The organism is Chitinophaga sp. 9-1-y (assembly GCF_059511905.2).
The window spans coordinates 4,281,527-4,293,954 of record NZ_CM197955.1; the positions used below are offsets into that span (position 1 = coordinate 4,281,527).

Sequence of the window (12,428 nt, forward strand, 5' to 3'; positions counted from 1 at the left end):
TTTGTTGAATTATCCGATTAAGTGTTCCAGTTGTGTTACTTCTTTTTTGGCAAACAATTCCACGTCACTCGCCATCATCTCTTTTACCAGTGCCGGTAAATCATAGGCAGGTTCCCAACCCAGTACCGTTTTGGATTTGGTAGGGTCGCCAATGAGCAGTTCTACTTCAGTAGGACGGAAATAACGGGGATCAATGACCACTACTTCCTTACCTAATGGCAACGCATATACTTCATTGGTGCAGGCTGTTACCACACCGATTTCTTCTACCCCGGTTCCCTGGAACGTAACAGTGATACCTAGTTCAGCAAATGACATGCGTACAAATTCACGTACCGTAGTGGTAATACCGGTAGCAATTACATAATCATCGGGTTTCTCCTGTTGCAGTATGCGCCACATCGCTTCCACATAATCTTTTGCATGGCCCCAGTCACGCTGCGCATCCAGGTTACCCAGGTATAATTTCTCCTGCAATCCCAAAGCGATAGCCGCAGCGCCCCTGGTAATTTTCCGGGTAACAAAAGTTTCCCCGCGTAACGGGCTTTCATGATTAAACAGGATGCCATTGCAGGCATACATCCCATATGCCTCCCGGTAGTTCACAGTAATCCAGTAAGCATATAACTTGGCCACCGCATACGGACTACGGGGATAAAAGGGTGTTGTTTCCTTCTGAGGTACTTCCTGTACCAACCCATACAATTCAGAAGTGCTGGCCTGGTAAATACGGGTTTTCTTTTCCAGCTTCAGGATACGCAGGGCTTCCAGCAAGCGCAGCGTACCAATGCCATCTGCGTTGGCGGTGTATTCGGGCGTATCAAAGCTCACCCGTACATGGCTCATCGCCGCCAGGTTATAAATTTCATCTGGCTGCGTTTCCTGTATAATGCGGATCAGGTTGGTGCTATCGGTCATATCGCCGTAGTGTAGCCGGAAACGAATATTCTCACTATGCATTTCCTGGTACAAATGATCAATACGTTCTGTATTGATTAAAGAAGCGCGGCGTTTAACACCATGTACCATATATCCCTTACTCAGCAGCAATTCTGCCAGATAAGCGCCATCCTGGCCGGTAATACCTGTTATCAGGGCTACTTTCATATGATCTGTTTTAGTGATAAAAAATAATTGTTACTGCATTAGTGCGTTGATGGTATTAGCAGCGGTGTTGCCAATGCCGTAGTAAGTAAATCCATGCTTGACCAGTTGTATGTCATCATAAATATTCCTGCCATCAAAAAGTAAAGGGGTTTGCAACAGCCCATGCAGGCGTTGCCAATCCGGCATCCGGAAAGTATTCCATTCTGTTACCAGCAGCACAGCGGCGGCATTTTCTGCGGCACTATACATGTCATCTGCGAAGGTGACGCTGCTTCCCAGGTAAGGTAATGCCTCTTTCATGGCTACGGGGTCGTATACACTAACCGTGGCGCCGGCATCCAGCAGGCTGCGGATCAGCACCAGGGACGGTGCTTCCCGCATATCATCCGTATTGGGTTTGAACGATAATCCCCATACGGCAAACTTTTTACCTTTGAGGTCTCCGTCAAAGTGACGAAGCACTTTCCCGAATAGTACTTTCTTCTGGTCTTCGTTTACCGCTTCCACGGCATCCAGGATACGCAGCTGGTAACCATATTCCCGGGCGGTTTGCGCCAGTGCTTTTACATCTTTCGGAAAACAGGAACCGCCGTAGCCCATACCGGGATAAAGAAAGTGCTTACCAATGCGTGGATCACTGCCAATTCCTTTACGCACCTGGTTAATATCAGCACCTACCAGTCCGCACAAATTGGCGATATCATTCATATAGGAAATCCTGGTTGCCAGCATGGCATTGGCAGCATACTTGGTCATTTCTGCAGAGGCGATGTTCATAAATAAAATAGGATGGCCATTGAGCAGGAAGGGACGGTACAATTGCTCCAGCGTTTGGCGCGCCCTGGTGGTATTAACACCAATGACGATACGATCCGGTTTCAGGAAATCATTTACGGCCGCACCTTCTTTCAAAAACTCCGGGTTGGAAGCTATATCATAGTCTATGATCAGCTGCCGTGCCGATAAACTTTCCTTTACCGCCCTGTTCACCCTCACGGCAGTACCCACCGGCACGGTGCTTTTGGTCACCACCACGAGGTAGTTGGTCATTAGCGCGCCTATCTGGTCTGCCACCTGTAATACATATTGCAGGTCGGCGCTTCCATCTTCGCCGGGAGGAGTTCCTACCGCTATAAATACTACTTCCGCACCCGGTAGGGCTTTTGCCAGATCTGTAGTAAATGACAGGCGCCCGCTTTGCTGATTACGCACCACGATTTCCTGCAAACCTGGTTCATAAATGGGCAGCACCCCATTTTGCAGGCGGCCAATTTTTCCTGCATCCACATCTGCACAGACCACTTCTGTTCCTACTTCTGCCAAACAAGCGCCGGTTACTAAACCAACATATCCGGTACCTACAATCACGACTTTCATACCATTATATTTAAGATTGTAACTTAAACTGATCCTGCTGCAGGAAGTCCCTGTAAGCCATTACCAGCCCCTCTTTCAGACTGATGCTATGTTTCCATCCCAGGCGGTGCAGGCGGGATACATCCATAAGCTTGCGGGGAGTACCATCCGGCTTAGATGCGTCGAATATCAATTCTCCTTCATAGCAAACCACCTCTTTAATATATTCTGCCAGTTGCCTTATAGTCAGATCTTCTCCTATACCGATGTTCACCGGTTCTTTTTCATTATAATGCTGCATCAGGTAAACGCAGGCATCTGCCAGGTCATCTGCAAAAAGAAATTCACGTTTAGGCGTTCCCGTTCCCCATACCGTTACCGATGGCTTATTATTCACTTTAGCTTCATGAAAGCGGCGGATCAGTGCGGGTAATACGTGCGCATTTTCAGGATGATAGTTGTCTCCTATTCCAAACAGGTTGGTGGGCATCACACTGATAAAATTGCAGTCATACTGGTCGCGGTAAGCCTCACAGAGTTTGATGCCAGCTATTTTAGCGATGGCATAAGGCTCATTGGTTTGCTCCAGCAGGCCGGTAAGTAAAAAACTCTCTTTGATCGGTTGGGGCGCCATACGGGGATAGATACACGAACTACCCAGGAATTGCAGTTTGGTAACCTGGTGTTTCCACGCGGCATGTATTACATTGGCGGCTATCATCAGGTTATCATATAAAAATTCCGCACGGTAGGTATTGTTGGCATGAATCCCTCCTACTTTGGCTGCTGCCAGGAATACGTAGGCTGGCTTCTCAGTGGCAAAAAAGTCATCCACTTCTGCCTGTTTACGTAAATCAAGACTACCGGAGTTACGTGTGATGATATGTTGGTAGCCCAATACTTCCAGTCTCCTTTTAATGGCGCTACCCACCATTCCCCGGTGACCAGCTATATAAATCGGATCATTTGCTTCCATATAGGTTGATTATAAATGTTACTGTTTATAATAGTTCCGGGCGGTTTTCCCTTACCCACTGGTGCAATTGTTTAATATCCTGCCCCCTTCCGCGCTGCATGATCAGCAGCGCGCTGGCGGTATTTACCACCACCATATTTTCCACGCCAACCAGTGCGATCAGTTTATCTTTTCCAATCACCATGTTATTGTGCGGATCACTTTCAATGAATACCGCCTGGTGATTCCGGTACTGATAATGATGGGAAAGTGCGTCTGCCAGGGCTTCATAGCTGCCCACATCGCTCCAGTCCATTTTTGAAGGCACCACTTTTACAATGTTGCTTTTTTCCAGTACAGCATAGTCGATGCTATCTGAGGGAATGGCTTCCATGGTTTCACGTGAGAGTATCCCGGTGTTTTTCCATTCTTCCGCGGCAATAGCCGCTGCTTCATAAATGGCGGGTGCATGCTTTTGTAATTCCTGCAGCATGATACGGGCCTTACAACAAAAGATACCGCTGTTCCAGAGGAAGCCGCCGGCTGCCAGCATGGCTTCTGCTACCGGACGATCCGGCTTTTCCACAAAATGCAGCACATCATGACCGGAATAACTGATGTAACCGAATCCTGTTTCCGGGTAAGTGGGTACCAACCCGATGGTAACAATATGGTTACCCGCAGCCAGGATACCGGCTGTTTCTATGGCCATGGCATATCGATCCGGGGTGCCGATAAGATGATCAGCGGGTGTGATTAATAAAGTAGTTTCCGGATCGGCTACAAAGGCTGCCAACGCAATGGCGGCGGCGGTATTACGGCCCACAGGTTCTGCCAGGCATACCGGTGAATCCGCTCCTGCCTGCGTGAGTTGTTCTGCTACAATTTCCGCCTGCTGCTCATTAACAATCGCCATTACTTTGCTACAGGCAAACCGGTTACGCCGGAAAGCCAGTTGCAGAAGACTATAACCATCGAACAAGGTCAATAACTGCTTGGGCGTTTGCTGGTTGGACAAAGGCCATAACCGCGTGCCGGAGCCGCCGCAAAGAATAACATGCTGTATCATAGGATTGATGTTTTAATCAGTAATGGTCTCCGTTTACGGCTTTACTACCTGTTATCACTGTTATTTCTCTTGACGGTACTTTGGCTACCAGCATACATCCTAAACTGCTGAGTTCTACTTTCACACGGTTGCTGCTTATCTCTATAATTTTGCCTCCCCCCGACTGCGTTCTTTCGTTGCCAGCCTTAATAGGAAACTGTTCTACCGCTACATCTTCGTAATCATTCAGGAAACGCCGCATCAACGCAATTTCGTGATCGGGTATCACCGCAGGTGCGCCCAGCCAGTATACCAGGTTAACAACGTTATCCGTTTCCCGTACTACCCAACTTCTGCTTTCAGGAATGTGTACAAATACATAAGAAGGCAAAAGTGGTTCCTCTATAATTTTACGGGCGCGCACCAACTGCTTTACAGGATAGTAGTGTTCTACTTTTTTGCGCGTAAACAGGTCAGCTACTTTTTTTTCGCATTTGGGCCGGGTATACGCAGCATACCAGGCTAATGGTTGTTCATTAAACATAGGAGCCAGTTTTAAGGTGATCGGATAGTTTTGTGAGGAACTTACAAAGGCAGAACCGGGCATAGCTTCGCCCGAATATCCAATAAAAAGGGTTGTTATTACTTTACACCGCGTTTGAATAACCCGGTTTTTTTGGTTACTTCCGTGTAGCCGTATCCGTTAATGTCACCGTACCCGGAGCCATATCCGTACCCAGCCACTCCTTGTCTTTTTATACCGTTAAAAACAATATTCAGTTTTCCCAGCTCCCTGTTCTGATACAACTCTTCTACCAGTTTCAGGTAATTTTTGGGGGTACGTTGGTGGCGCACCACATACAGCGCAGCATCACAGAAAGGAGCAATTAACCTGGCATCTGTTACCAGACCCACCGGGGCTGAGTCAATAATGATATAATCAAAACGCTCTTTCAACTCATGCAGCAAATGTTCCAGCTGACCATTCAAAATAAGCTCACTGGGATTAGGAGGCATAACACCGGCAGACAAGAGATATAAAAAGTCATTGTCCCCCACCTTTCGCATGATGTCCTGTAAAGAGGCTTTACCTACCAGGTAGTTGCTGATGCCCGGATCTGCACGCATGTCCAGCATTTTGCTGATCATTGGTTTTCGCAGATCAAATTCCAGCAGTACTACTTTCTTTTTGGCAAGGGAAAGGCTCATCGCCAGGTTCATTGATATAAAACTTTTTCCCTCCCCGGAAATGGACGACGTAACCAGTAACGTTTTACGGTCCCCATTCAGGCCAATGTAGGATAACGAAGTTCTTAATGCCCTGAATTGTTCTGCTACAGCAGTTCTGCTGTTGTTGCTCATCACAACCGGATCTTTCCCTTCGTGATACATTATTTCAGCTGCAATAGGCGCATTCGTCACTTTCTCGATATCCGCACGGAACATCACTTCCCGGTTCATCATATCTTTCACGGAAACAAATCCGGCTACAAGCGCGAGGGCGGCCAGTACGGAAATGCCCAGCACCATCGGTTTCTGCGGACTGAAAGGATAGGCGGCAGATTCTGCAGCATCTACTATCCGGCTGTCTGATACCGCGGCAGCATAAGCCAGTGCTGTTTCTTCCCGTTTCTCTAACAGGAAGGTGTAAATGTTATTCTTGATCACCTGCTGCCGGCTTACTTCCAGCAGGGCTTTTTCCTTACCGGGCACACTGCGGATGATGCCCATATTACGACTGTTCTCTGCTTGTAATCTTGTCATACCAGCCTGCAGATTGGCACGCAAGCTGCCGATATTTTCCTCGATGGCTGGTTTCAGTCGATCCATTTGCCGCGTTAAACTGGCCAGTAGCGGGCTGTTTTCGCCGGTTGTTTTACGCAACCGTTCCAGCTGTAATGCCGTTTCTGATAATTTCGTTACCAGTTCCAGTAATACCGGATCAGAAAGACCGAGCGTTCCGGGTACGATGTTTCCGCCAGGATTCTGACTGGTCACATATTTTTCAATCGCATCCAACACCGATAACTGCATATTGGCTTCGCTGATTTTCCGGTCGTTTTCCTGTACACTGGCCAGGAACAGCTTACTTTGCTCGCTGATATCTACAATGCCTTCCGCTGTTTTAAAGCGCTCCACCTGTGTTTCTGCCCGCCCCAGTTCCGCACTTACAATACGCAGGCGTTCTTCCACGAAGTTCATAGTGTTGGTAGAAGTCCGGTTCTTATCTTCCACGGCCGCTTTATTATAAACACTGATCAGTTCATTCACAATGTCTTCTCCTCTTTCCGGTGCAGCATCTGTATACTCCAGGTCTACTACACTGCCGGCTTTGGCAGCGGGCATAATTTTCATGGTGGCCAGCAATAGTTGCATCCATTGCTTTTCAGTCATCAAATGCAAGGTATAATTCGTGGTTGTATCCGGTCGTTTGCCCTGCGGCTGTATCACTAATTTCCCCCAGCGGGTTTGCACGGTGTCCCCTACCGGGTAGCGTTTCCCATCTATGAGTACCTGCCTGGCTGCGGCATTGTAAGTAAATGGCCACATACCTGTTGCCGCCATCTGTATGGCGTCTGGCTCCAGGAAAACAAATTTCAGCGGGCTATTTTTATACAGTACCACATCTCTTATCTTCCCTTCTTCTATCACTTCTCCATAAAGATTAAGATTTCGTATAACCGCTTTCGTTAGGGTACGCGATTTCAGTATTTCTATTTCATTTTCCATGACGGTTTTACCGCCACCCATCAGGTCGAGCGACTGCAACATATCGCTGGCAGCAAGGCCGTTGGTAGCTTCCTGTACCAGCAGCACACCGGAAATTTTATACAATGGGGTAGCATAGCGAAGATAAAGGAAAGCGCCTGCCACCGCAACTACCACAGCCACTGCAAACACCGGCCAGTAAGGCAGATAACGGGAGCGGATGAGCGTAAGTACACTCAATGGCGTTTCTCCTTGTTGGGTCTTATTTCCGTTTACTTTTTGCATATGCTACTTATTAATGACTAAACGGTCCAGGATAATAACGAGTAAGGACAAACTGCTGAGAACAATAGGCAGTATTTGCCGGGAACGATCAGCAGTAGCTATTTTTGATCTGTTAGGTTCCACATATAGTATATCATTGGATTGCAGAAAATAGTAAGGAGAATTAAGAATACGCTTATCATTCAGGTCAATGCGGCGTATAATCCGCTCTCCGTCTACCTCCCGGATTAACAGGATATTATTTCGTTTACCGAATACCGTTATATCTCCCGCCATTCCCAACGCTTCAAGTGCTGATATTTTTTCGTTCGTAACGTTTACCACTGTCGGTTTACTCACTTCTCCCAGGATCGTTACGCGGTAGTTAAGGAAGCGTATACTGACCACCGGGTCTACCAGCAGTTTACGTTCTATCAGTTGATCGTGGAGATAAACAGTGAGTGCTTTTTTCGTAAGACCCGTTACTTTTACCGGTCCTATTACCGGGTATTGAATGTATCCCTGTTCATCTACCAGGAATCCGCCCAACATGGCGCCGGCTCCGGCATTGGCGCCTCCTGCGCCGGAAGCAGAAGTCATATTGGATACATTGTAGATAATTACATCCTCCGGGTTAAGACTGCTTACGTTAATCTGCAGTATATCATTCTTCTGTATCCTGGGTTCAAAATTGCCATCAACGGGCGACAATACCGTGTCTTTTATATCACTGAAATAAACAGCATTTTTAGTTGACACGCAGGAAGTAAACAAACAACTGAAGCATAGCAATCCCCATCCTATCCAGGTTAAGCAGGTTTTCAATATCATCATATGGCGTTTTACATCATCACTTACACTGTCCTTATCGCTCCATACAATATTAGTTCAGTTAACCCACGCTTTCAATTACTCACTATAGTATAAATTCAGGTATTCCTTCATTTCCTGTTACTCATTAAAGTAAGTCAATCACAAAATCAGTGAACATATCAATTAAATTAAAATCTGAATAAAAAGAAGGCATTGTTGCAAAAACGAAGACAGGGAATAAATTATTTGACCAAATTTTTGAAATCAATTCTGATTTGGTGGAAACATTCAGCTTCTGATATACTTTTTTCAGATGTTGGTTCACCGTAAACACAGTAACAAACATCCGCTCTGCCATTTCCTTATATGAGTAACCCTCTTTCAGTAGCGTGACGAATTCGTACTCCCGGCGGGTCAGTTTATCTTTGATACTTTCCAGGGGATCTTTATTCAGATGGCTAATGAGCAGATGCGCTGCCTTGGGAGATAATGCGGCGCCGCTTTGCACCGTGTCCATAACAGACTGGTAGATGTCACTCAGGCGGCTGGTCTTGATAATATAACCATTGGCGCCTTTTTTAATAGCCTCAATAATATACTGTTTGCCCTCATGTCCTGATAATACAACCACCTTCGTTTCGGGATAAAGTCGCTTTACTTCCGGGATACCGTCAATACCCGAAATACCAGGCAAACTGATGTCCAGCAGGATCACTTTTACATCTGGGTAAATTACCGGCAGGGAAATAAATTCCTCTATCGATTTACAGGCAAATACCACTTTACATTCCTGGAAATCTTCCAGGAACTCCCGGTAATTGTTTAATAGAAAATGGTTGTCTTCAATGATTCCAATATTAATCATACAAAAAAGGGGTAAGGTTTTCAATTGATATGGTACAATAAAATATCTGATAAGTAAATATAACAGGAAAAGAAATAGGGAGATAGTAAAAAATATTAATAATCTGTTTATCAATAAATTATATATACGTTCGTCGATACGAGCATTCGAAAAGACAATTTATAAATAATTATATATTTATATTTTCTACATCTAGTTTAAATATTACAATTCGTTTATTCTTTTAAAAAATCCTGCCAAATACATACTGAAAAGGCACATTAAAGAAATTATATAACATATTATAAATAACATAATATAATTTTAATAAAAACTTCACTATATTGTGTACATAAGCATATTTGTCCTGTCAACCCATATCCATCGAAATAGTAACCATATTTCTGTTCAACCAAAAATACCCGTATGCCGAAACACATCAACAGGCATGCCGTCAGCCAGACATCTTTAGTGGAAATGAAAACAGCATATATTTCCATGGCTACGCATGAATTTAAAACCCCCATTACAGCCATTTCTTCTTCCATAGAGTTACTGGAAACAAAAATGCAACTCGATGAAATGATGCTACCATTTTACGAAAGAAATATTTCCCGCATCAAAGAAGAAATAATTGTTCTCAGTAATATGGTGGATGACATACTCACTACCGGTAGCATGGTAGCAGGTAATCCTGTTAGTCAGCCGGAAGAAACAGACGTATGCACATTTGCCAAAATGATCCGGCAGCAGTACTTCCACAAACGAACGGATAAACGTCAGCTGCGGATAAAAATTTCTGGTCGCCCCCAACCGGTAAATATAGACAGGACCCAACTTTCCGGCATCCTGACCAATCTTATCAGCAATGCATTCAAATACTCTTCCGGCCCTGGCCCTTTATTAAGCCTGCACTACAGGAAAGATCAACTGCGCATCAAAGTAAAAGATAATGGTATCGGCATACCGGAGAAGGATATACGCTTTTTATTCACTCCTTTCTTCCGGGCGGGAAATGTTGGCAACAGGGAAGGCACAGGACTGGGACTGGCAATTGTGAAATCCTTTGTCACCGCCAATAGCGGCACTATCACTGTCAGCAGTGGAAAAGAAGGATCTGTTTTTACAGTTACGTTTCCTTACGCCCGCACTACGCAGCCCTGATCATGATACCACCACTTTAAAGCCCGCTTCCCTCCATGCTGTTTAACCCAAATCAACATCACATTATCGCAATAACAATACGGTCCCCTTTAAAACATGTGATTGCTGACGGCTATCTGTATACGTGCATATGTATACGTAAGCTTGTACCGCTGCAGGGCTTCCTTTAAAAGTCCCGTCCCAACTTTCTTCCGGTACTGTGCCGGAAAAAATCAATTGTCCCCACCGGTCGTATACCCGTAACCGGTAGTCATGAATAGCATCATATACTTTTGGCCGGAACACATCATTCTGTCCATCATTATTAGGCGTAAAAGCAGTAGGCATTACTACCAGGCAATTTCTCCAGGGCGACTCCACTTTGGCGGTGACCCTCGCGGTAAAACGGTGGCTATCCTGTATTTCAACAATATGTGACCCGGCTGCCAATGCTGTAAATACACTGTCTGCCTGCCATCTCCCATTATCTAACCTATACTGAAAAGGAGATACTCCCCCGGTAATATGTGCTGTAATGCTGCCATCCGTCACTTCCCCGCAGCTACAGGGTTGTACCTGCGCGGTTACAGCCGGCAATTCCAGGCGATCCAGCGCCGATAAATTATCGAGCAACAAGGCAATACCATACTGACTTTTATTACAGGGCGTATTGGGGTAGGCTATAAATGAAAGATGCCGGTAAGCGCCGGAAGGCCTTAGCACCGCATCATAGCGCTGCCAGCTTTCATGCGTAAAATTCCCCGACGTCCATAAGAGTTCAGCGGTATCTCCCGGCGCATTGCCGCCATAAATAGCCAGGTTGCCATAACAGGTGGGATAAAGATAATAAGCCGTATACGCCAGGTCAAAACTCAACACATAGTCCGTATGCGCATTCATAGCCACCGGCAACTCCTGCCCGATGCCTTCCAGGAACCCTTTGCCACTATGCAGCCCTACATAACTGCTACCTGCCGACGGCAACAGCTTTATCTCAAAAACACCCGGCTGGGTATCAGGTGTACCGGCAGCCACATACCAGGGAGCCGGCAATAGCCCTTTACCCCGAGGCCCCTCCAGGGAAGGATTACGGAGAGGTATATGTTGCGCCTCCACCCGGATGGAGAAGAATAAAAACCACCAGCAGCATAGCATTCCGTAAATGATACCCGGTTCTGAAAACATTCGTCATATTTACTGCGATAAAATTACCGGTTATAAAAGTGGTGGCATATACTCATATTAGTAGTTTGTAGCCGGGGAAAAAGAATCACCTACCCACAAAAAAAATCCGGAGATCGCGGTAAACCGCCATCTCCGGACTATTAATAAGTTATTGATTACAGGTTGGAAACCATTGTTCTCCAGAAAGCCGCGCTGGCTTTAACATCTGGCACACTGTTGTCCCAGTTGTATTCGTATTCAGCAGAAAATAAACCTTTGAATTTCTGTGCTTTCAATGTTTCCAGCACTTTGGGCATCTGGCAAACACCATTACCCCAAATTACGTCATGAGATTCAGGAGATTTATTGTCCAGGTCTTTAAAATGCAGGCTTACAATATGACCGTCCAGTTTCTTGATACATTCTACCGGATCCAGTCCTGAGCGTACCCAGTGGCCGATATCAGCACAGGCGCCCATCAGTTTGCTTCTGCCTTTAATTGCCGCCAGCACAATGTCTGGATTCCAGTAATGACTTGGTTTTGGATGGTCATGAATCGCCAGTTTGATCTGGTATTGATCACACAGGGAAGAAATCAGGTCCAGGTCTTCTTCTTTAGGTTCAGACGTAATGCTCTGAATGCCCATTCTGTTCGCAAAATCGAACAGCATACGCCATTCTGCAGCAGATCCGGGTACTACTACCCCAAATGCTACCAACACTTTGTGTTTCTTTTTAAACAGTGCCTTTACTTTTTCCTGCTGATCAGGCGACATATGGTAATCGAATTTACCTTCAATGCCACCACCAATGGTTTGGCCGGGAAAAGCTTCTACATACTGGATGCCACAGCTATCCATCTTATCCAGTGCCTCTGCTAAAGTAAAATGATTGAATGTCCAGGCCTGTGCTCCCAGTTTCCAGCCTATTGCATCTGCCCTCGCCTGACCGGCTGCGGAATTTGCAAATAATGCAACTGCTAATCCGCCTGCCAGCATCAATGCATTTTTCAGTTTTTTCATATG

The 12,428-nt window shown here is 45.8% G+C and carries 11 protein-coding genes; 1 reads left to right on the forward strand and 10 read right to left on the reverse strand.

Features of this window, described 5'->3' with window-relative positions; translation table 11 throughout:
• Positions 1 to 9 precede the first annotated feature (9 nt).
• The 8 genes from gmd to AC5ZC7_RS16885 form a co-directional block, all read right to left on the reverse strand.
• A complete protein-coding gene (gene gmd / locus AC5ZC7_RS16850) occupies positions 10 to 1,107 on the reverse strand; it encodes a GDP-mannose 4,6-dehydratase (protein WP_496157745.1) in 1,098 nt (365 codons plus the stop codon).
• A 30-nt stretch (positions 1,108 to 1,137) separates the two neighbouring features.
• Positions 1,138 to 2,484, reverse strand: a complete 1,347-nt coding sequence (locus AC5ZC7_RS16855; RefSeq protein ID WP_496157744.1) for a nucleotide sugar dehydrogenase — start codon at positions 2,482 to 2,484, stop codon at positions 1,138 to 1,140.
• Positions 2,485 to 2,494: 10 nt separating this feature from the next.
• Positions 2,495 to 3,439 (reverse strand): GDP-L-fucose synthase, encoded by a 945-nt coding sequence (gene fcl / locus AC5ZC7_RS16860; RefSeq protein ID WP_496157743.1) that lies wholly within the window; start codon positions 3,437 to 3,439, stop codon positions 2,495 to 2,497.
• 25 nt (positions 3,440 to 3,464) lie between these two features.
• Positions 3,465 to 4,487 carry a sugar phosphate nucleotidyltransferase gene (locus AC5ZC7_RS16865; protein WP_496157742.1) on the reverse strand — a complete coding sequence of 341 codons (1,023 nt, stop codon included), beginning with the start codon at positions 4,485 to 4,487 and terminating at the stop codon, positions 3,465 to 3,467.
• Between the two features lie 16 nt (positions 4,488 to 4,503).
• Entirely contained in the window at positions 4,504 to 5,010 is a 507-nt protein-coding gene (locus tag AC5ZC7_RS16870) for a transcription termination/antitermination NusG family protein (RefSeq protein ID WP_496157741.1), read from the reverse strand.
• Positions 5,011 to 5,108: 98 nt separating this feature from the next.
• Positions 5,109 to 7,460, reverse strand: a complete 2,352-nt coding sequence (locus AC5ZC7_RS16875; protein ID WP_496157740.1) for a polysaccharide biosynthesis tyrosine autokinase — start codon at positions 7,458 to 7,460, stop codon at positions 5,109 to 5,111.
• 3 nt (positions 7,461 to 7,463) lie between these two features.
• Positions 7,464 to 8,273 (reverse strand): polysaccharide biosynthesis/export family protein, encoded by an 810-nt coding sequence (locus AC5ZC7_RS16880; protein ID WP_496157739.1) that lies wholly within the window; start codon positions 8,271 to 8,273, stop codon positions 7,464 to 7,466.
• A gap of 124 nt (positions 8,274 to 8,397) precedes the next feature.
• Positions 8,398 to 9,117: a response regulator gene (locus tag AC5ZC7_RS16885; protein ID WP_496157738.1), complete on the reverse strand. Its 720-nt coding sequence runs from the start codon at positions 9,115 to 9,117 to the stop codon at positions 8,398 to 8,400.
• Between the two features lie 405 nt (positions 9,118 to 9,522).
• Between AC5ZC7_RS16885 and AC5ZC7_RS16890 the strand changes: the two genes are divergently transcribed.
• Positions 9,523 to 10,260 (forward strand): ATP-binding protein, encoded by a 738-nt coding sequence (locus AC5ZC7_RS16890; RefSeq protein WP_496157737.1) that lies wholly within the window; start codon positions 9,523 to 9,525, stop codon positions 10,258 to 10,260.
• 63 nt (positions 10,261 to 10,323) lie between these two features.
• On the opposite strand, the gene AC5ZC7_RS16895 is transcribed toward AC5ZC7_RS16890, so the two are convergent.
• Both AC5ZC7_RS16895 and AC5ZC7_RS16900 read right to left on the reverse strand, forming a co-directional pair.
• Positions 10,324 to 11,424, reverse strand: a complete 1,101-nt coding sequence (locus AC5ZC7_RS16895; protein ID WP_496157736.1) for a T9SS type B sorting domain-containing protein — start codon at positions 11,422 to 11,424, stop codon at positions 10,324 to 10,326.
• A gap of 155 nt (positions 11,425 to 11,579) precedes the next feature.
• A complete protein-coding gene (locus AC5ZC7_RS16900; RefSeq protein ID WP_496157735.1) occupies positions 11,580 to 12,425 on the reverse strand; it encodes a TIM barrel protein in 846 nt (281 codons plus the stop codon).
• Between the last annotated feature and the right edge of the window lie 3 nt (positions 12,426 to 12,428).

Bases quoted from the DNA above. Each gene is read 5' to 3' on its own strand.
- AC5ZC7_RS16885 (WP_496157738.1), bottom strand. From the start codon at position 9,117: ATGATTAATATTGGAATCATTGAAGACAACCATTTTCTATTAAACAAT.
- AC5ZC7_RS16900 (WP_496157735.1), bottom strand. From the start codon at position 12,425: ATGAAAAAACTGAAAAATGCATTGATGCTGGCAGGCGGATTAGCAGTT.
- fcl (WP_496157743.1), bottom strand. From the start codon at position 3,439: ATGGAAGCAAATGATCCGATTTATATAGCTGGTCACCGGGGAATGGTG.
- gmd (WP_496157745.1), bottom strand. From the start codon at position 1,107: ATGAAAGTAGCCCTGATAACAGGTATTACCGGCCAGGATGGCGCTTAT.
- AC5ZC7_RS16855 (WP_496157744.1), bottom strand. From the start codon at position 2,484: ATGAAAGTCGTGATTGTAGGTACCGGATATGTTGGTTTAGTAACCGGC.
- AC5ZC7_RS16895 (WP_496157736.1), bottom strand. From the start codon at position 11,424: ATGTTTTCAGAACCGGGTATCATTTACGGAATGCTATGCTGCTGGTGG.
- AC5ZC7_RS16870 (WP_496157741.1), bottom strand. From the start codon at position 5,010: ATGTTTAATGAACAACCATTAGCCTGGTATGCTGCGTATACCCGGCCC.
- AC5ZC7_RS16880 (WP_496157739.1), bottom strand. From the start codon at position 8,273: ATGATGATATTGAAAACCTGCTTAACCTGGATAGGATGGGGATTGCTA.
- AC5ZC7_RS16865 (WP_496157742.1), bottom strand. From the start codon at position 4,487: ATGATACAGCATGTTATTCTTTGCGGCGGCTCCGGCACGCGGTTATGG.
- AC5ZC7_RS16875 (WP_496157740.1), bottom strand. From the start codon at position 7,460: ATGCAAAAAGTAAACGGAAATAAGACCCAACAAGGAGAAACGCCATTG.
- AC5ZC7_RS16890 (WP_496157737.1), top strand. From the start codon at position 9,523: ATGCCGAAACACATCAACAGGCATGCCGTCAGCCAGACATCTTTAGTG.